The 18,123-nt window shown below is 73.1% G+C and carries 16 protein-coding genes and 2 riboswitches; of the genes, 12 read left to right on the top strand and 4 right to left on the bottom strand.

The window, feature by feature from the left end:
• Positions 1–224: 224 nt before the first annotated feature.
• Positions 225–2,201 (top strand): peptidoglycan-binding protein, encoded by a 1,977-nt coding sequence (locus DFP74_RS12000; protein ID WP_121181769.1) that lies wholly within the window; start codon positions 225–227, stop codon positions 2,199–2,201.
• A 65-nt stretch (positions 2,202–2,266) separates the two neighbouring features.
• On the opposite strand, the gene DFP74_RS11995 is transcribed toward DFP74_RS12000, so the two are convergent.
• Complete coding sequence (locus DFP74_RS11995; RefSeq protein WP_121181768.1) at positions 2,267–3,277, bottom strand: MerR family transcriptional regulator; 1,011 nt, start codon at positions 3,275–3,277, stop codon at positions 2,267–2,269.
• Positions 3,271–4,089: a HEAT repeat domain-containing protein gene (locus DFP74_RS11990; RefSeq protein WP_233570930.1), complete on the bottom strand. Its 819-nt coding sequence runs from the start codon at positions 4,087–4,089 to the stop codon at positions 3,271–3,273. The genes DFP74_RS11995 and DFP74_RS11990 overlap by 7 nt, the downstream gene beginning before the upstream one ends.
• Positions 4,090–4,303: 214 nt before the next feature.
• Positions 4,304–4,513: riboswitch (cobalamin riboswitch) on the top strand.
• 52 nt (positions 4,514–4,565) lie between these two features.
• Between DFP74_RS11990 and DFP74_RS11985 the strand changes: the two genes are divergently transcribed.
• The 4 genes from DFP74_RS11985 to cobM all read left to right on the top strand — a co-directional run bounded on the left by DFP74_RS11985 (position 4,566) and on the right by cobM (position 8,714).
• Positions 4,566–5,477: a nitrite reductase gene (locus DFP74_RS11985; protein WP_121181767.1), complete on the top strand. Its 912-nt coding sequence runs from the start codon at positions 4,566–4,568 to the stop codon at positions 5,475–5,477.
• Positions 5,478–5,581: 104 nt separating this feature from the next.
• Complete coding sequence (locus DFP74_RS11980) at positions 5,582–6,337, top strand: precorrin-8X methylmutase (RefSeq protein WP_233570929.1); 756 nt, start codon at positions 5,582–5,584, stop codon at positions 6,335–6,337.
• Positions 6,334–7,959, top strand: coding sequence for a precorrin-2 C(20)-methyltransferase (locus DFP74_RS11975; protein WP_121181766.1), 1,626 nt, complete (start codon positions 6,334–6,336; stop codon positions 7,957–7,959). The genes DFP74_RS11980 and DFP74_RS11975 overlap by 4 nt, the downstream gene beginning before the upstream one ends.
• Positions 7,944–8,714 (top strand): precorrin-4 C(11)-methyltransferase, encoded by a 771-nt coding sequence (gene cobM / locus DFP74_RS11970; RefSeq protein WP_121181765.1) that lies wholly within the window; start codon positions 7,944–7,946, stop codon positions 8,712–8,714. The genes DFP74_RS11975 and cobM overlap by 16 nt, the downstream gene beginning before the upstream one ends.
• A gap of 45 nt (positions 8,715–8,759) precedes the next feature.
• Here cobM and cbiE read toward each other — a convergent pair whose 3' ends face one another.
• Positions 8,760–10,070 (bottom strand): precorrin-6y C5,15-methyltransferase (decarboxylating) subunit CbiE, encoded by a 1,311-nt coding sequence (gene cbiE / locus DFP74_RS11965; protein WP_121181764.1) that lies wholly within the window; start codon positions 10,068–10,070, stop codon positions 8,760–8,762.
• A 28-nt stretch (positions 10,071–10,098) separates the two neighbouring features.
• A riboswitch (cobalamin riboswitch) is annotated at positions 10,099–10,246 on the top strand.
• Between the two features lie 40 nt (positions 10,247–10,286).
• Here cbiE and DFP74_RS11960 point away from each other — a divergent pair.
• From DFP74_RS11960 to DFP74_RS11930, 7 genes are all read left to right on the top strand, one after another.
• Positions 10,287–12,632, top strand: coding sequence for a VWA domain-containing protein (locus DFP74_RS11960; protein ID WP_121181763.1), 2,346 nt, complete (start codon positions 10,287–10,289; stop codon positions 12,630–12,632).
• The gene (gene cobO, locus DFP74_RS11955) at positions 12,632–13,246 is read left to right on the top strand and encodes a cob(I)yrinic acid a,c-diamide adenosyltransferase (RefSeq protein WP_121181762.1); all 615 of its coding nucleotides are present in this window, start codon (positions 12,632–12,634) and stop codon (positions 13,244–13,246) included. Before DFP74_RS11960 ends, cobO begins: the two co-directional genes overlap by 1 nt.
• Positions 13,240–14,712: a cobyrinate a,c-diamide synthase gene (locus DFP74_RS11950; RefSeq protein WP_233570928.1), complete on the top strand. Its 1,473-nt coding sequence runs from the start codon at positions 13,240–13,242 to the stop codon at positions 14,710–14,712. Before cobO ends, DFP74_RS11950 begins: the two co-directional genes overlap by 7 nt.
• A 336-nt stretch (positions 14,713–15,048) precedes the next feature.
• Positions 15,049–15,378, top strand: a complete 330-nt coding sequence (locus DFP74_RS11945) for a PadR family transcriptional regulator (protein ID WP_121181761.1) — start codon at positions 15,049–15,051, stop codon at positions 15,376–15,378.
• A 2-nt stretch (positions 15,379–15,380) separates the two neighbouring features.
• The gene (locus DFP74_RS11940) at positions 15,381–15,773 is read left to right on the top strand and encodes a DUF1048 domain-containing protein (RefSeq protein WP_121181760.1); all 393 of its coding nucleotides are present in this window, start codon (positions 15,381–15,383) and stop codon (positions 15,771–15,773) included.
• Positions 15,770–16,555, top strand: a complete 786-nt coding sequence (locus DFP74_RS11935) for an ABC transporter ATP-binding protein (RefSeq protein ID WP_121181759.1) — start codon at positions 15,770–15,772, stop codon at positions 16,553–16,555. Before DFP74_RS11940 ends, DFP74_RS11935 begins: the two co-directional genes overlap by 4 nt.
• 6 nt (positions 16,556–16,561) lie before the next feature.
• Positions 16,562–17,323: an ABC transporter permease gene (locus DFP74_RS11930; RefSeq protein WP_121181758.1), complete on the top strand. Its 762-nt coding sequence runs from the start codon at positions 16,562–16,564 to the stop codon at positions 17,321–17,323.
• 55 nt (positions 17,324–17,378) lie between these two features.
• Here DFP74_RS11930 and DFP74_RS33865 read toward each other — a convergent pair whose 3' ends face one another.
• Positions 17,379–18,119 carry a cobalt-precorrin-6A reductase gene (locus DFP74_RS33865; protein WP_199725888.1) on the bottom strand — a complete coding sequence of 247 codons (741 nt, stop codon included), beginning with the start codon at positions 18,117–18,119 and terminating at the stop codon, positions 17,379–17,381.
• Between the last annotated feature and the right edge of the window lie 4 nt (positions 18,120–18,123).

Here is an 18,123-nt window from a genome sequence, read left to right as displayed (position 1 = left end):
GGGGACGGCTCCTCATCATGGGGGATGGACCTATAGGACGCGGTCCACGCACGCACGGTTGACTCGGGCCTGGTCAGAGGCGTCTTCGCACCGCCGGCCATCGGCGTGTCCACAGCTTTTACTCACCCGCAGTGATAGAGGCCTTCCCCTGGGTATTATTCATTACGAAACGTGACGGCTCTCTCACAGTTCCCCCTTCCTCCTCTTCCGCCCCTGGAGGCGCCATGCCCGAACCGGACAAGCTTCAGTGGCGAAGCGACTTCGGATGGTCACCGCATTCGCCCGCTTCGTCGGCCAACCCCCGCTCCGGGCTGGTCATCCACTACGACAGCACCGACCAGGGGCTCGCCGACAAGCCGCACTCGGCGTGCGTCTCCTACTGGAAGCGCACGCGTGCCTTCCACACCGGGCCGAGCAGGGGCTGGGCCGATATCGGGTACTGCGTGGACGAAGCCACCGAGATCCTCACCGAGGACGGGTGGAAGAACTTCCGTCAGATCGAGAAGGGCGTCGTCGTCCTTACTCTGGACCACGAGACCGGCATGTCGCAGTGGCAGCCGATCGAGGCCGTGAACGTGTTTCCGGCGAAGTCGCGCGAACTCGTCCGCATGGAGGGCCGGGAACACTCCTCCCTGACCACCGCTCAGCACCGGTGGCCAGTTGAACGCTACTTCCGCCGGACCGGAACCCAGCGTCAGAAGTCAGCCGACGGCAGGTGGGCCGCCACAGGACGGTCCCCGCGCACGCAGCAAGGGCATGAGCGTGTGTGGGCGACGACTGGAAGCCTCACGTACTGGGACCGCATCCCCCTCTCCGCTCCATGCGACGACCTGCCGACCGAGCCCAAATGGTCGGATGCCCTCGTCGAACTGGTGGCGTGGTTCTGGACCGAAGGGCACATCAGGCCACAGAGCCGTAGCCGCCTCCCCAGTACTGCCGCGGCCATCTACCAGTCGCACGCCAAGAACCCGAAGCACGTGGCCCGGATCAGGAGCGCGCTGCACGTCCTCATCGGACCGCCATGCGAATCCTTCCCCCGATCGGGCAGCCAGTCGGACGGTCTCCCCCGGTGGAAGGAGGCCCGGAATCGGCAGCTGACCGAGTTCCACCTGTCCGTGGACGCAGGCCGCCTGATGCTCGAACAGGCACCCGATCGCGTTCCCACGTACGCATTCATGCGTTCCCTGACCAGAGCCCAACTCGAGCTGTTCATCGCCGTCTCTCTCATGGCCGACGGTCACAACAACCGAACGGTCAACGCGCAGGCACTCAGTCAGAAGAGCAGGGAGGCCGCGGAGGCGTTCCAGTTCGCGGTGACGCTGGCCGGACACGCGACATCACTGCGTCGTCGTCCGCCCAACGCGTCCACGAAGTACGACATGTGGAAAGTAGAGCTGCGCCGGAAGACCCACTTCTCTCCCCGAGCGGCGGCCGCGCGGAAGTCGGTCTTCCGGGTCTCTCGTGAGTCCTACGCCGGCCACATCTGGTGCCCTACGACACCGAACGGCACCTGGCTGGCCCGCCGGGAGGGGACGGTGTACTTCACAGGAAACTCCTTCATGTGCTGTGCACATGGATACGTGATGGAGGGGCGCGGCCTGTTCCGCACCCAGGCCGCGCAGCCGGGCGGGAACTCGACCTACTACTCGTGCTCACTGGCGACCGGCCCGAAGGACCCGATCACCGCCGCGCAGGTCAACGCGGTCCGTCAGCTGCGGGCCTGGCTCATGGAGCCGCAGTCGTCGATCGCCGGCACGGTCAAGGGGCACCGCGACTTCGTGTCGACCTCCTGCCCCGGTCAGAAGGCCTACGACATGGTGCGGGACGGCACGTTCCGCAAGGCGGCGAAGTGGGGCGACGACGCCCCCGACGAGGACGAGCGGCCCGCACCGGCTCCCGATCCGCCCCGGCCGCCCGGGCCTGGGACCGAGGCGCCGCCGTTCCCGCTGCCGAGCGGCCATGCCTTCGGCCCCAGAAGCGGGCCGGACTGGCAGGTCAGCGGCTACTACTCGCACCGTGAGGACCTGCGCCGGTGGCAGCGGAGGATGCGCGACCGGGGCTGGGTCATCACGCCCGACGGCCTGTACGGCGATCAGACCGAGGCGGTCACCAGAGCCTTCCAGCGGGAGAAGCAGCTGGGCGTCGACGGCCTCATCGGTGCCCGGACCTGGGCGGCCGCCTGGACCGCGACCATCACCTGACCGGATCGCGACGGTCACCGCCCCGGCTCACGCGCGGGGCGGCGGCCTCGACGTCCGGACTCGGCTCAGGGGTCGGGGGACCGTGCTTCGAGCACACCGACCAGAGCCGAGGCCACGCGGGCGACGGCGTGGTCGTCGTCGTGTGCCAGTCGGCGCAGGATCTCCAACCCGGTGGTTCCCGCGAGCTCGACCAGCGCCTGGGTGAGGCGGATCCGCGTCGCGGCGTCCGCGGTGGGCGCGGCGAGCTCGTCGGCCAGTGCGGTCGTGATCCGGCCCGCGCGTTCGGGGTCCTGCGACAGCAGTCCCAGAACCTCCGCGGCCTCCACGTCGTTGGCGCCCACGACCACCATGCCGACGAGCGTGGGGACCGCCGCGGCCACGCCCCGTCGGCCCAGGGCCAGCGCGGCGTGCCCGCGCACCGTCGTGTCCGTGTCCCGGAGGGCGTCGGTGAGCACCTCGACCGCCCCCGGGGCGTCCGGCATCCCGGCGATCGCCAGCACAGCGCGCCGCCGGGTGTCGGCGTCCTCCGAGCGTGCACCCGCCGCCAGCTCGGCCACGCCGCCGCCCGAACGGGCGAGCGCCCAGCGCAGGGCACCCGCGACATGGGGATCGGTCTCGTGCAGGACCGCCCCGGCGAGCAGTTCGGGGGAGGCCGACGCGTCGTCGGCCAGGACGGCCTGCTGCCTGCGCGCGGCGCTGGGCGAGTCGAGTTCCCGCATGAGTTCGACGATGCGCAGGACGTCCTGCCAGCCGGTGGGCGTGGAGGCGTCGATCGCGCGGAGCCGCTCGAGCAACTCCTGTTCCTTGGCCAGGCGGTCCTGCGTCCTCCTGATGAGGTCGCCGACCAGGGCGGCCGGTGTGAAGGCCGGATCCGCCAGGGCGCGCCCGATCTCCTTGAGCGAGAGCCCGAGGGACCGCAGGCTCTCCACGTGGAAGATCCTGCGGACGTCCTCGGCGGAGTACTCGCGGTAGCCGCCGGCGGTGCGCCCCGTGGGACGCACCAGACCCAGGGAGTCGTAGTGCCGGAGCATCCGGCTGCTTACTCCAGAGAGACGGGCGACCTCGCCGATCAGCAACGCGCGGCTCCGGTGTCCTCCGAGGCCCCTGTTGCTCCGACCGGCTCCGACGGCCTGTCAGCCTCCGATGACCCAGCCGCCCTGTTCGTCTCCGACGCCCCACCCGACTCCGACGGCTCGGTGTCCACCGCTGCCGCCGCCCTGGCGGCGGCAGCGGCGCGTTCCGGGCCGAGCGTGTTCACGCGCTCCGCCTCCTCCACGGCCGCGTCGAAACCGGCCTCCGGGTCCTGCCGGAGCGCTTCGGTGGCGCGGGCGTGCGCGGCCACCGCCGGGTCGGCGTGCTCCGCGGCCTGCGCCAACGCGGGTGCGATGACCTCGCCGAGGTCGACGAGTGCCCGGCTCAGGCTCAACCGCACGTCGCGGTCGCCGCGACCGAGCTGCCGGACCAGTTCGCCGGCCAGCTCCCTCTTCTCGTCTTCGGGCACGAGCATGACCGCGACGCGCCACGCGGTCCGCGCGACCTGGTCGTTGGCGTCGTGCAGCATGTCCCGGGTGATCCAGGCCCACGTGCTCCCGTCGCCGATCTTGGAGAGCAGGTGCAACGCCTGGCTGCGGGCCTGGGTGCGCTCGGAGTCGAGCTCTCGCAGGATCCTGGGCAGGGTGGTCTCCGGAGGGAGACGGATCAGGGCCCAGGTCAGCATGTCCCGGACGAAGAAGTCGGGCTCGACCGCGCAGCGTTCGACGAGCGTCTCCACGAGCTCGGGGTCGGGGTTCGAGCCGACCGCCAGGGCCGCCTGGAGCCGGACCGACGTGTCCCGGGCGGACAGGGCCCGGGCCACGCGGGTGTTCGGGGTCGTGCTGGTCGCGTCCATCGTGACCACCTCCTGCGCTCCAGTGAAGACCTTGTCACGGTGTCAAGGTCAAGTCCATGACCAGCGGAGGCGACACCACAGGCCACGGACCGGCCGAAGAGGGACGCGCCCCGGCGCCGGCCTCCGCACGGACCGGCCACCTCGGTCGGTACCGGCACACACGGCCGGCCCGCGCACTGGGCGGGAGACCGCTGGACCAGCGCCGCGAGCTGCGAGGTACCCTCGTCGAGCCAGTCGAACTCCACCTCGTGGGGCAGGGAACCCGGTGCGAATCCGGGACTGACGCGCAGCGGTGAGGGTGACGGGCGGGCACGCCCCGGGACACGTTCCTGGGGCAGTCACTGGAGCGGTACCAGGCTCCGGGAAGGCGCTCCGCACCGATCGATCCCGAGTCCGAAGACCTGCTGGCGCTGGCGGTGACGACCCGCCAGGTCACCCGGGTCCCGCGAAAAGGGCCCCTGACCCGAAGGACGCACGTGTCCCCGAAGGATGTCCCGTCCGCCGGTCCGCGGACCCGGCGCGACCGCTGTCCCGGCGCCCTGCGGCCGTGGCCGGCCGATGACGGGCTGCTCGTCCGGCTCCGGCTGGCCGGTGGCCGACTGCCCGCGCGAGCGCTGCGCGACGTGGCGGCCGTGGCCGCCGAGTTCGGCGACGGCCGGATCCACGTGACCGGCCGGGCCAACCTCCAGCTGCGGGCCCTGCCCGGGCGCGACGGGCGGCTGACCCCCGCGGCGCTGCGTGCCGTGGAAGGGACCGGCCTGCTGCCCTCACCGGCTCACGACCTGGTCCGCAACATCATGGCCTCCCCGCGCGTCGGCGGTACCGGAGGCCCCGGACGAGCGGGCGGGCGCGGTGACCTTCGCCCGCTCGCCGCCGAGCTGGACAGGCTGCTGTGCGCGGATCCACGGCGGGCCGAACTGCCGGGCCGCTTCCTGTTCGTCCTGGACGACGGCCGCGGCGACCTGCTCGAACGCTCCTGCGACCTGGGCGTGGTCGCCCTGGACGCACGTGTGGCCCAGCTCAGGGTCGGGGACGGCTGGGGCCCGGTCGTCCCGTTCGACGAGGCGCCGGCCGCGCTCGTGGGGCTCGCCGACGAGTTCCTGGCGCGGCGCGGCGAGGGCCCCACCGCCGCGTGGCATGTCGCCGAGCTCCCGACGCCGCTGACGGATCCCGTGGCGCCCGACCCGCGTCTGCCGACCCCCGCGCCGCCGCTGCCGTACGGGCCCCTGCCCGGTGGCGGTCGGCACGTCCCGGTCCCCGACGAAGGGCTGGACCGGGCCGCGGCCGAGGCGCTCGCGGAGGAGGCGATCGCCGCAGGGCACGGTGAGCACGACGATCTCGTCGTCACGCCCTGGCGCGGCGTCCTCGTCCCCGGAGGGCCACAGTGACCACCGCCGACAGACCGAATCCACCTCACCGGCCGGACCCGCTCGACCGACCGAGCACACCGGACCGACGTGAGACCGCGAACCAGCCGGACCGACGTGAGCAGATGAGACAGCCGAACCGAGCGGCCACACCCGACCAGCCGAACCGACCGGACCCGTGCGACACGGCGGAGCGGACGGGCACGCCCGACACGCCCCTCACGCCGCGCCGGCCCGGTCGGCGCTACGAGTACATCGACGACGGGCCCGCGATCTACGCGGACTCCTTCGCCATCATCCGCAGCGAGGCGCGGCTGTCGCACCTGCCCGCCAACGCCGAACGGCTCGCCGTGCGGATGATCCACGGCTCCGGCCAGGTCGACCTCGCCGACGACCTCGTCGTCCACCCCGAGCTGGTCCCCGCGGCGCGGGCCGCCCTCCGCTCCGGCGCGCCGATCCTGTGCGACGCCACGATGGTCGCCACCGGGGTGACCGCGAACCGCCTGCCCCGGGACAACGACGTGCTCTGCTTCCTCGGGGACGAGCGCGTTCCCGGCCTGGCCCGGGACTGGGGCACCACCCGCACGGCGGCCGCGGTGTCGCTGTGGGAACCCCTGCTGGACGGCGCCGTCGTCGCCGTCGGCAACGCCCCCACGGCGCTCTTCCACCTGCTGGAGATGCTGGCCGAGGGCGCCCCGCGCCCCGCCGCGATCATCGGCTGCCCCGTCGGCTTCGTCGGTGCCGCCGAGTCCAAGCAGGCCTTGACCGAGTTCGCCGATCGATTCGGCGTCGACGTCCCCTACGTGACCGCTCGCGGCCGTCGCGGAGGCTCCGCGATGACCTCGTCGGCTCTCAACGCACTCGCCAAGGAGGAGGAGTGACCGGTCGTTTCCACGGCGTCGGTGTCGGTCCCGGAGACCCCGAGCTGATCACCCTCAAGGCGGCCCGGCTGATCGCCGCCGCCGACGTCGTCGCCTACCACGCGGGCGTCGGCAAGACGTCCAACGCCCGACGCATCGCCGAGGGACTGATCCCGTCGACGGCGGTCGAGGAGCAGCTCACGTACCCGGTGACCACCGGCGCGACCGACCACCCGGGTGGGTACGCGGGCGCGCTGGCCGACTTCTACGAGCGGTCCGCCGCCCGGTTGGCGGCCCACCTGGACGCCGGCCGCGACGTCGTCCTGCTCTCCGAGGGCGATCCCCTCTTCTACGGGTCGTACATGTACATGCACGACCGGCTCTCCGAGCGGTACGAGACCGAGGTCGTGCCGGGGGTGCCGGCGTTCGCCGCCGCCACGGCGGCCCCGCTGGCCCGGCAGACCGACGTGCTCACCGTGCTGCCCGGAACCCTGCCCGAACCGGAACTGGCCCGCCGCCTCGCCGACACCGACGCGGCCGTGATCATGAAGCTCGGCCGGACCTTCCCGGCCGTGCGCCGGGCGTTGGAGGCCGCAGGGCGGTTGGAGCACGCGGAATACGTGGAGCGGGCCTCGATGCCGGGCGAACGGCGGCTGCCGGTCGCGGAGGTCGACCCGGCGACGGTGCCCTACTTCTCTCTGGTGCTGGTGACCGGTGACAGCCGCAACGGCCGACGCTCGCGAAGCGACGCGGCGACGTCCGCGCTCGCCGGGCACGACGGGCGCGACGGCACGAACGCGGAGACCGGCGTGGACGGTCGGGTCGGCCGAAACGCGCAGGTTGGCGGCGACGGCGACGACGGCCGGGCCGGTCGGGACGGCCAGGAGGGCCGGGAGCGCACGGAAGGCGCGGCCGAGCTGCTGGTCGTCGGCCTGGGGCCCGGCCCCGAGGACTGGCTCACGCCCGAGGCCGCGGCGGCGCTCGCCGAGGTGGACCACGTCGTGGGGTACGGCCCCTACGTCGCCCGGGTCGCGCAGCGCCCCGGCCTGACCCGGCACGCGTCCGGCAACACCGTCGAACTCGACCGGGCCCGCCTGGCGCTCGACCTCGCCGGGCGCGGAGAACGCGTCGCGGTGGTCTCCGGCGGCGATGCCGGGGTCTTCGGCATGGCGACGGCCGTGTTCGAGGCCGCCGAGGATCCCGCCTACCGGGACGTCCCGATCCGGGTGCTGCCCGGGGTGAGCGCGGTCCAGGCGGTCGCCGCGCGCGCGGGCGCCCCCGTCGGCGGCGACTTCGCGGTCATGAGCCTCTCCGACCGGCTGAAGCCCTGGGACGTGGTCGAGCGCCGGCTGCGCGCCGTCGCCGAGGCCGATCTGGCCCTGGCGGTCTACAATCCGGCCTCCCGGTCGCGGACCGAGCAGATCGTCACCGCCCGCCGGATCCTGTTGGAGCACCGCAAGCCCGACACCGTGGTCGTGGTCGGCCGCGACATCGGTCGGGACGGCGAGTCGCTCACGGTGACCACCCTCGCCGACCTGGACCCGGCCGCCGTCGACATGCGCTGCCTGCTGATCGTCGGCGCCTCCGGCACCCGGGTGTCCGAGACGGGCCGGGTCTGGACCCCCCGGTGGGTGAAGCCGTGACCGTGCACTTCGTGGGAGCGGGACCCGGCGCCGCCGACCTGCTGACGGTCCGCGCGACGCGGATGCTGGCCGCGGCGGACGTGGTGCTCTACCCCGGGACGTACCTGGATCCGGAGGTCCTCACCCACTGCGCGCCGGACGCCGAACTGGTGGACACCCAGGGGCTGGACCTGGACCGCATCACCGACCATCTGGTCGGCGCGCACGCCGCGGACCGGGACGTCGTCCGGCTCACCTCGGGCGACCCGTCGATCTACTCGGCCCTGGCCGAGCAGACGCGCCGGCTCGACGCGCACGGCGTCCCGTGGGACGTCACGCCGGGCGTGCCGGCGTACGCGGCGGCCTCGGCGCTGGTGGGACGGGAGTTGACCGTGCCGCTGGTGGCGCAGTCGGTGGTGCTGACGCGGACCCGCGCCCGCTCGACGGCCATGCCGGACACCGAGTCGCTGGCGGCGTTCGCGGCGACCCGGGCCACGCTGGTGCTGCACCTGGCGATCAGGCGGGTGCGGAAGCTGATGGCGGAGATCGGTCCCGAGTACGGCGCCGACTGCCCGGTCATCGTCGTCCACCGGGCGAGCCAGCCGGGTGAGGCGGTGCTGCGGGGCACGGTCGCCACCATCGCGGACGCGGTGGAGGAGGCCGGGTTCCGGCAGGCGGCGGTCGTGCTGGTGGGGTGGGCGCTGGACGCGGGCAGGGGCGGCGAGTCCTTCCTCTACGACCCGGCCCGGCCCAGGGGTGTGGACCCCGGCCGGTGACGAGCGGTCCCGCGGGGCACGTCGGCGGGACGGCCCGTCAGGACCTCACGACCTCAGGAACCACTGGGTGACCGTGCGGGCGGGCGCCCATCCGGTGAACGTGCCGATGGGCGCGGCGGTCTCGACGGCGATCCGGGTGAGCTCACCGCCGTGGCGCCGGTAGGCGTCCGCGAGCAGGGTCTCGGTCTCCAGCGTCACGCCGTGCACCACGATCCGGCCACCGGGCCGCAGTGCCCGCAGGCAGGCGTCCAGCACGCCGGGCCGGGTCGCGCCGCCGCCGACGAACACCGCGTCGGGGCGGGGCAGGCCGGCCAGGGCGTCCGGCGCCCGCCCGGCCACCACCGACAGGCCCGGCACACCGAGTCGTCCCGCGTTGCGCTCGATCCGCGCGGCGCGTTCGGGGTGGGACTCGATCGCCGTGGCCGCGCAGGTCGGATCGGCGCGCATCCACTCGATCCCGACCGATCCCGCGCCCGCGCCCACGTCCCACAGGTGCTCTCCAGGCGAGGGGGCCAGCCGGGCCAGCGCCGAGGCCCGCAGGTCGCGCTTGGTCAGTTGGCCGTCGTGCTCGAACGCGTCGTCGGGCAGGCCCGCGAGGAGGCCGTATCCGGACGGGCCGGCGAGTTCGAGGGCGAGCACGTGCAGCGGGGACACGGGCCCGGGCGGAGCCGACAGCCACGCGGCGGCCGTGGCGGAGAGCCGGGACTCCGGTCTCGGGGCCGCGGCGGAGCCCTCTTCCTGTTCCGGGCCCGGCTCAAGGTCCGGGTCCGGCTCCGGGTCGGCCTCTGAGCCCAGGTCGCCCAGGACGGTCATCCGACTGGCGCCGTAACCGGCCTCCGCCAGCAGGAGCGCGACCGCCGCGGGGGTGCCCGCGTCGGAGGAGAGCACCAGGACACGGCGGCCGGGCGCCAACCACCGCAGTACCAGCCGGGCATCGCGCCCGACCAGGCTCACCACCGCGCAGCGCTCCGCCGGCCAGCCCATCCGGGCCCGGGCCAGGGCGACCGAGGAGACGGCCGGCTCCACCCGCACGGCCCCGGCTCCCAGCAGGTCGATGAGTGTGGTGCCGATCCCGGAGACGAACGGATCCCCGGAAGCGAGGGCCACGGTGGCGGTGCCCTCGGGGGCGAGGGAGTCCAGCAGGGACGGCAGGCCCTCCCGCAGGGGCGAGGGCCAGGCCGCCCGGCGCTGTCCCGGCCGGTCCGGAAGCATGTCCAGGTGCCTGCGCCCGCCCAACACCACGTCCGCGTCGAGGACGTGCCGGCGCAACCGCTCCGGCACGCCTGACCAGCCGTCGGCACCGACGCCGACGACGGTGATCCGGGGTTCGGTGGGAGGGGGCGGGTCGGCCTGCATGGCCTCGACGCTATCGTGGCCACAGGCACGAGGTGCCCCTACGGCCCAGCCATCGGAAAGGGTGGGGACGGCGGAAGGGGAGAATCTGGGAAGCCCGGTGAGATTCCGGCACAGGCCCGCTGCGGTGAACCGAGCCTCCGTCGAGGAGGACTCGGTCAGTCCGAAGACCGGCCTCGCGCCCGTCCCAACGGATGGCGAAACGAGCGGGAGCCTCACATGCCATGGGTGCCTTCGCACTACCCCTTTTCCGCGATCGTCGGCTGTGACGCCGACGACCTCGACGACCTGGGCCTCTCCCTCATCCTCAGCAGCGTCTCGCCGGAGATCGGCGGGGTCCTGGTGCGCGGCGAGAAGGGCACGGCCAAGTCCACGGCCGTCCGGGCCCTGGCGTCCCTCCTGCCGCCCATCGACGTCTACCAGGGCGACCGCTTCTCCGTGGACCCCGCCGACGACGGCCAGCGCTCCCCGGACGGCCCGTTCGAGTCGGGGTCGGTCGTGGAGAGCCGGCCGGTGCGCCTGGTCGAACTGCCGGTCGGCGCCACCGAGGACCGCGTGCTCGGCTCCCTGCACCTCGAACAGGCGCTCACACACGGCCAGGTGTCCTACGAGCCCGGACTGCTCGCCCGGTCGCACCGGGGGCTCCTGTACGTCGACGAGGTGAACCTGCTGCACGACCACCTGGTGGACCTGCTGCTGGACGCCGCCGCGACCGGACGCGTGACCGTGGAGCGCGACGGGTTCTCCGTGGAGCACGCGGCCCGGTTCCTGCTCATCGGCACGATGAACCCGGAGGAGGGCGAGCTGCGCCCGCAGCTCCTCGACCGGTTCGGCCTCACCGTCGAGATCGCCGCGCCGCGTGAGCCCGCGGCCCGCGCCGAGGTGGTCCGCAGGCGCATGGCCTACGACGCGGACCCGGCCGCGTTCTCGGCTCGCTTCCACGAGACGGAGAAGGCGCTCGCCGCACGTATCGCCGAGGCCCGGGAGCTGGTCGCGAGGGTGCGGTTGTCCGAGGCCGCGCTGCTGAAGATCGCCGAGGTGTGCGCGGCGTTCGGGGTGGACGGCCTGCGGGCCGACATCGTCACCGCGCGCACGGCGGTGGCCCACGCGGCGTGGGCGGGCCGGACCTCGGTCACGCTGGCCGACATCCGCCGCGCCGCTCTGCTCGCGCTCCCGCACCGGCGGCGGCGCAATCCGTTCGACGCTCCGGGCCTGGACGAGGACCTGCTCGACCGGGTGCTGGGAGACGAGGAACCGCCGCCCGACCCGACCGACCCGCCGGAAACGGACGGGCCGGACGGAACGGACGGGCCGGAGGAGACGGTTGAGACGGGGGCGGAGGATCCGCCCGCCTCCGACGACCCCGCCGACGCGGAGGGCGGTTCCGGCCCGGAGGCCCGTGCCGAGGACTCCGGCGACGGATCGGCCGACGGGGAGGACGAGGGAACGGCCGACGCGCCGGCCGATGACGAGCGGGCTCCCGAGCCCGGGCCGAGTGAGCAGGACGGGCCCGCCTCCGACGGTGGCGCGTCGGTCATGTCCCGGGCCGCCGCCCCCTACCGGACCCGGACGCTCACCGTGCGGGGCTCCGGGGAGGGGGCCGACGGCAGGCGCAGCCGCGCCATCGGCACCCGGGGCCGCCGGATCGGCGCGACCCCGCCCGGCCAGGGACCGGGCACCTCGCTCCACCTGGTCGAGACCGTACGGGCCGCCGCATCCCGCCCGCGGAACCCGGACCAGGGCCGGGCCGAGGGCCCCACCTTCGACTCGAACCAGATGGAAGCCCGGACGCGGAACGCGCGTCCGGACTCGACCGACGTCCGAGCGCTCGACGCGGGCCGGGCGCACGAGGCGCACCAGAGCCAGGAAGGCCGAACGCTCAGCACGAATGCTGCCCAGGCCGAGGGCAGCACGCTCGACCGGGTCGGACGTCCCGCCGAGGCCGGAACGCACGGCGGAGGCCGGCTGCGGATCGAGCCCCGTGACCTGCGCGTCGCGGTGCGGGAAGGGCAGGAGACCAACCTGATCCTCTTCTGCGTGGACGCGTCCGGGTCGATGGCGGCGCGCAAGCGCATGACCGAAGTCAAGACCGCGGTCATGTCCCTGCTCCTCGACGCCTACCGCCGCCGGGACAAGGTGGGACTCATCACCTTCCGGGGCAGCACCGCCGAGCTCGCCCTGCCGCCGACCCGATCCGTCGACGTCGCCGCGGCCCGTCTCGACGACCTGCCCGCCGGCGGACGCACACCGATCGCCGAGGGCCTGGTGGAGGCCGCTCGCGTCCTGCGCCGCGAGCGGCTGCGCGACCCGAAGCTGCGCCCGCTCCTGGTCCTGGTCACCGACGGACGGGCCACCGGCGGCCGCGGCGCCGTCGCGCGCGCGATGAGCGCCGCCGACCACGTCGCGGGACTGGGCGTCACCACCGTCGTGGTGGACGGCGAGTCCGGACCGCTGCGCCTGGGACTGGCCGCCACCCTCGCCGCCCGACTGGGCGCCGACCATCTACCCGTCAGTGAAGTCAGCGCCGACGCGCTGGGCAGTGCCGTACGAGAGAGGGCCGCCTGATGCCTCAGGGACAACCGCTCGTCGTCCCCGACGACGGGCTCACGACGCGGCAGCGCCGCAACCAGCCGCTGCTCGCCGTCCACACCGGCGACGGGAAGGGCAAGTCGACCGCCGCGTTCGGGCTCGCCCTGCGCGGGTGGAACCAGGGCTGGCGGATCGGCGTGTTCCAGTTCGTCAAGTCGGCGAAGTGGCGCATCGGCGAGCAGACCGTGCTGGAACGTCTGGGGACGCTGCACGAGGAGACCGGCGAGGGCGGTCCCGTCGAGTGGCACAAGATGGGTTCGGGCTGGTCGTGGATCCGCCGCAAGGACGACACCGAGGACCACGCGGCGGCCGCGGTGGAGGGCTGGGCGGAGATCAAGCGCCGGCTCGCCGCCCAGACGCACGACCTGCTCATCCTGGACGAGTTCACCTACCCGATCGCCTGGGGCTGGATCGACGCCGACGACGTCGTGGCGGCTCTGCGGGACCGTCCGGGCCGCCAGCACGTGGTGATCACCGGACGCCGCGCCGATCCGCGGCTGCTGGAGGCCGCCGACCTCGTCACGGAGATGACCAAGGTGAAGCACCCGATGGACGCCGGGAGGAAGGGCCAGCGAGGGATCGAATGGTGACCTCCCCCGGCGGGTCCGACGCGGACTCTCCTGGAGGGCCCGCCACGGGTTCCCCCGGTGGGTCTCCCGGGTCCACCGACCGGCCGGCGGCCTCGGCTCTGCCCCGGCTGATGGTCGCCGCGCCCATGACCGGGCAGGGCAAGACGACGGTGGCGACCGGGCTGATGGCCGCGCTGCGCGCCGCCGGGCACGTGGTGAGCGGCCACAAAGTGGGCCCCGACTACATCGACCCCGGCTATCACGCCCTGGCGACCGGTCGCCCCGGCCGCAACCTCGACCCCCACCTGGTGGGCGAGGACCGGGTCGCGCCGCTGCTCCTGCACGGGGCGCGGGGCGCGGACGTCGCCGTCGTCGAAGGTGTGATGGGCCTGCACGACGGGCGGCTCGGCACCGACGGGTTCGCCTCTTCGGCGCACGTGGCGACCCTGACCCGGACGCCGGTGGTACTGGTGGTGGACGTGTCCCGGATGTCCCGGTCGGTGGGCGCGCTGGTGGCGGGCATGGCGGACTACGACCCCGCCGTCGAGGTGGCGGGGGTGATCCTCAACCAGGCGGGCTCCGCCCGCAACGTCGCCGAGATCATCCGGTCGGTCCGTCTGCCCGTGTTCGGTGTCGTCCACCGCGACGAAGCCCTCGCGACCCCGTCGCGTCATCTCGGGCTCGTCCCGGCGGCGGAACGGGCGGAGTCGGCGCAGGTGGTCGAGCGGCTCGGCGAGCACATCGCGCGGCAGGTGGATCTGGACGCCCTGCTCGGCGTGGCCCGCTCAGCGCCGGACCTGGACGCCGTGCCCTGGACGCCGCAACGGGAGGCGGCGCGGATGACGGCGCCGGTGTCGGCATCGGCCCCGGGCCGTGCCCGGGACGTCCGGCGGCCGGTGGTCGCGATGGCGGGCGGCCGGGCCTTCACGTTCCGCTACACGGAGACGGAGGAGCTGCTCACGGCCGCAGGGTGCGAGGTCGTCGGCTTCGATCCGCTCACCGACACCGAACTGCCCGCCGGCACCGCGGGGATCTACCTCGGCGGCGGGTTCCCCGAGGTGTACGCGAAGCGGCTCGCCGCGAACCGGAGCCTGGCGAAGGACCTGGGGGACGCGGTGCGGGACGGGGTGCCGACCGTCGCCGAGTGCGCCGGGCTGCTCTACCTCGCCGAGTCGCTCGACGACGCGCCCATGGCCGGGGCCGTCCCCGCGCACGCCCGGATGTCGGAGCGGCTCACCCTGCGCTACCCGGAGGCGGTCTCCCCCGGGGACACCCTGGTGACCCGGGCCGGGGAGAAGGTCACCGGGCACGAGTTCCATCGCACCCGGCTCTCCCCCGGCGCCGGTGACCACCCGGCCTGGGAGGTCGACGGCACGCCCGAGGGCTTCGCCTCGCCGACGCTGCACGCGTCCTACCTGCACGTCCACTGGGCCGGACACCCCCGGATCGCCGCCCGCTTCGTGGCCGCCGTCCGCGCCCGAGCCTGACCGGACACCGCCGCCCCTCCGGCCCGCCGCCCGTGTGAGCGCCGCGGCCGGAGCCGGGCACGGCCGCTCACCGGCCCGCCACGGCGTGCGCGCGTGCCCGCGCATCGCCGCTCCCCCGCGCCCGCCGGATCCCCGCACCCCTGCTCCCCCCGCATGCGCCGGATCCTCGCTCCCCCACTCCCTCAGCGCCCCCGCGCCCTGCTCACGCAGGCCACACCCCGTCCCCGCACACGCCGCACCCCGCCCCGGTATTCAGTCTTGCTATATACCGGTAGTCAGCGTTACTATGCACTGGTAGTCAGCAAGACTGAGTAGCTGAGAACCAGGGGGCGCTCCATGGGCAAGCAGGCGACGGAGATGCTCAAGGGGATCTTGGAGGGCATCGTCCTCGCGATCCTGTCCGGCCGATCCGCGTACGGCTACGAGATCACGGCGTGGCTGCGCGAGCAGGGCTTCTCCGACATCGCCGAGGGCACCGTCTACGCGCTGCTCATCCGGCTCGAACGGCGCGACCTCGTCGACGTGGAGAAGGTTCCGTCCGAGAAGGGGCCGCCGCGCAAGGTGTACTCCCTCAACGCACAGGGACGAGAACACCTCGAAGAATTCTGGCGGACCTGGAGCTTCCTCACCGAAAAACTCGACCAGCTTCGCGAAGGGGAGAAGTAGTCATGGCCGCAGGATGGCTCGAAATGATCACGGGATCGCTCGAGGACAAAAAGCGCTACCGGCAGTACAAGGCGCGCACGAAACAGCTGCCGGACCAGTACCGAACGGCGGTCGAGGCGCTCGACCGCTACCTCATGTACTACGGGTCGATCGGGGACGGCAAGGTCCTCATCGCGATGCTCGACGACCTCTGTGGCCTGTTCGAACAGGCCGCGGCGGACGGAACCCCCATCCGCGAGATCGTCGGCGAGGACCCGGTGGACTTCGCCGAGCTGTTCCTTCGAAACTACGCCGAAGGCCAGTGGATCAACAAGGAGCGCGAACGCCTGAAGAAGACCATCGCACGCGCCGCCGGAGAAGACGAGGAAACGGAAGAAGGGAAATCCCTCTCATGACGACACGGTCGGAACAGGCGATCAGCCTGAAGGGCATGGAAAAGTCCTTCAAGAACCTCAGTGTGCTGCGCGGTGTGGAATTCGACGTGGCGCGGGGCAGCATCTTCGCCCTCCTGGGCTCCAACGGGGCCGGCAAGACCACGGTCGTGAAGATCCTGTCCACGCTGCTCAAGGCCGACGCGGGAACGGCCACCGTCAACGGCCACGACGTCGCCACCCAGGCCGCCGACGTGCGGCGCTCCATCAGCCTCACCGGCCAGTTCGCCGCCGTCGACGAGATCCTCAGCGGTCGGGAGAACCTCGTCCTGGTCGCCCGACTGCGCCACCTGGAGAACCCGGGCGCGGTCGCCGACGACCTCCTCGCACGCTTCTCCCTGACGGACGCGGGCTCCCGGAGGGTGTCGACCTACTCCGGCGGGATGCGGCGCCGGCTGGACATCGCGATGAGCCTCATCGGGGACCCCCCGATCGTCTTCCTCGACGAGCCGACGACCGGGCTGGACCCGCAGGCGCGCGTGGAGGTGTGGGAGGCCGTGCAGGGACTCAGCGACAACGGCACGACCGTGCTGCTGACCACGCAGTACCTGGACGAGGCGGAGCAGCTCGCCGACCGGATCGCGATCCTCCACGAGGGCCGGATCATCGTCAACGGCACGCTGGCCGAGCTCAAGCGGCTGCTGCCGCCCGCCGAGGTCGAGTACGTCGAGAAGCAGCCGAGCCTGGAGGACGTCTTCTTCGCGGTCGTCGGCGATGACCGCAGGGCCGCATCGGAAACGGAGTAGACCACGATGACCACGCACTTCTTCGAAGACATCGCCACCCTCACCGGGCGGACGATGCGCCACGTCACGCGCAGTCCGGACACCATCATCACGACCGCGCTCATGCCGATCGCCATGATGCTGATGTTCGTCTACGTGTTCGGCGGCGCCATCGACACCGGATCGGGCTCCTATGTGAACTACATGCTGCCCGGCATCCTGCTCATCACCATCGCCTCGGGCATCGCCTACACCGCGTTCCGGCTCTACACGGACATGCAGGTCGGGATCTTCGAGCGCTTCCAGTCCATGCCGATCGCCCGGTCGGGGGTGCTGTGGGCGCACGTGCTGACCTCGCTCGTCGCCAACGTCATCTCACTCGTGATCGTCGTGGGCGTGGCCCTGATCATGGGCTTCCGTTCGCAGGCCGGAGTGACGGAGTGGCTCGCGGTCGCCGGCATCCTGATCCTGTTCACCCTGGCGCTGACCTGGATCGCCGTCATCCCCGGCCTCACGGCGACCTCGGTGGAGGGCGCGAGCGCCTTCTCCTACCCGCTCATCTTCCTGCCGTTCCTGAGCTCGGCGTTCGTCCCCACCGAGACCATGCCCGGCCCGGTGCGCTGGTTCGCCGAGCACCAGCCGGTGACCTCCATCGTCAACACGATCCGCGGCCTGCTGTCCGGGCAGCCGGCGGGAGACGACGTCTGGACCGCCCTGGCCTGGTGCGTGGGCATCCTCGTCGTCGCCTACGCCTTCGCGATGGCCACCTACCGCCGGAAGATCTCCTGAGCTCGTGGCCGCCCGTGGAAGGACGCCGCCGACCGGTCGCCCCTCCACGGGACGCTCAGGCGCCCCGTCGATCCCCCTCGATCAGGGCGCTCACCCAGTCGAAGGCCGCCGCCACGTCGTGGACGGTGGGGACACCGGCGGGACCCGGGGGACGGCGGACCACCACGATCGGGACGTCGAGCTCCCGGGCCGCCGCCATCTTGGGCCAGGTGTAGGTACCGCCGGAGTCCTTGGTGACCAGGACGTCGGCGCGGTGCTCCCGCAGGAGGTCGAGTTCGCCCTCCAGGGAGTAGGGCCCCCGGCTGGTGAGCAGCCGCCAGGCGGAGGGCAGCACGAGGTCGGGGGCGTCCACCACGCGGACGAGGGCCTCGTGCCGGTCGAGGGCGGGGACGAAGCGGGCGAGTTCCTGGCGGCCGACGGTGAGGAACGGGCGCGTGCCCAGCGCCGCGGCGGTGGCCGCGGCCTCCTCGTGGGTGTCGACGTATCGCCAGGACGGGTCGGGGTCCCAGCCCGGGCGTTCCAGGCGCAGCAGGGGCACGTCCGTGCAGGCGGCCGCCGCGTTGGCGGTCATGCCCAGGGCGAAGGGGTGCGTGGCGTCCACCACCGCGTCGTAGTCGGCGAGTGCCGCCCTCAGGCCGGGGACTCCGCCGAAACCGCCGATGCGGATCCCGCCCACCGGCAGGCGGGGCCGGGCGACCCGTCCGGCCAGTGACGTGGTCACGTCCACGCCGGCTTCGACCAGCAGGGCGGCGAGTTCACGGGCCTCGGACGTACCCCCGAGGAGCAACAGCCTCACAGAA

It is taken from the genome of Nocardiopsis sp. Huas11 (assembly GCF_003634495.1).
Lineage (GTDB): Bacteria > Actinomycetota > Actinomycetes > Streptosporangiales > Streptosporangiaceae > Nocardiopsis.
The sequence above is the reverse complement of the archived record's forward strand: the minus strand, read 5'-3'. Positions and strand labels throughout refer to the sequence as shown.

Excerpts from the sequence above, each read along its gene's own strand:
- DFP74_RS12000 (WP_121181769.1), top strand. The coding sequence starts at position 225 with ATGCCCGAACCGGACAAGCTTCAGTGGCGAAGCGACTTCGGATGGTCA.
- DFP74_RS11990 (WP_233570930.1), bottom strand. The coding sequence starts at position 4,089 with ATGGACGCGACCAGCACGACCCCGAACACCCGCGTGGCCCGGGCCCTG.
- DFP74_RS11980 (WP_233570929.1), top strand. The coding sequence starts at position 5,582 with ATGAGACAGCCGAACCGAGCGGCCACACCCGACCAGCCGAACCGACCG.
- cbiE (WP_121181764.1), bottom strand. The coding sequence starts at position 10,070 with ATGCAGGCCGACCCGCCCCCTCCCACCGAACCCCGGATCACCGTCGTC.
- DFP74_RS11960 (WP_121181763.1), top strand. The coding sequence starts at position 10,287 with ATGCCATGGGTGCCTTCGCACTACCCCTTTTCCGCGATCGTCGGCTGT.
- cobO (WP_121181762.1), top strand. The coding sequence starts at position 12,632 with ATGCCTCAGGGACAACCGCTCGTCGTCCCCGACGACGGGCTCACGACG.
- DFP74_RS11950 (WP_233570928.1), top strand. The coding sequence starts at position 13,240 with ATGGTGACCTCCCCCGGCGGGTCCGACGCGGACTCTCCTGGAGGGCCC.
- DFP74_RS11945 (WP_121181761.1), top strand. The coding sequence starts at position 15,049 with ATGGGCAAGCAGGCGACGGAGATGCTCAAGGGGATCTTGGAGGGCATC.
- DFP74_RS11940 (WP_121181760.1), top strand. The coding sequence starts at position 15,381 with ATGGCCGCAGGATGGCTCGAAATGATCACGGGATCGCTCGAGGACAAA.
- DFP74_RS11935 (WP_121181759.1), top strand. The coding sequence starts at position 15,770 with ATGACGACACGGTCGGAACAGGCGATCAGCCTGAAGGGCATGGAAAAG.
- DFP74_RS11930 (WP_121181758.1), top strand. The coding sequence starts at position 16,562 with ATGACCACGCACTTCTTCGAAGACATCGCCACCCTCACCGGGCGGACG.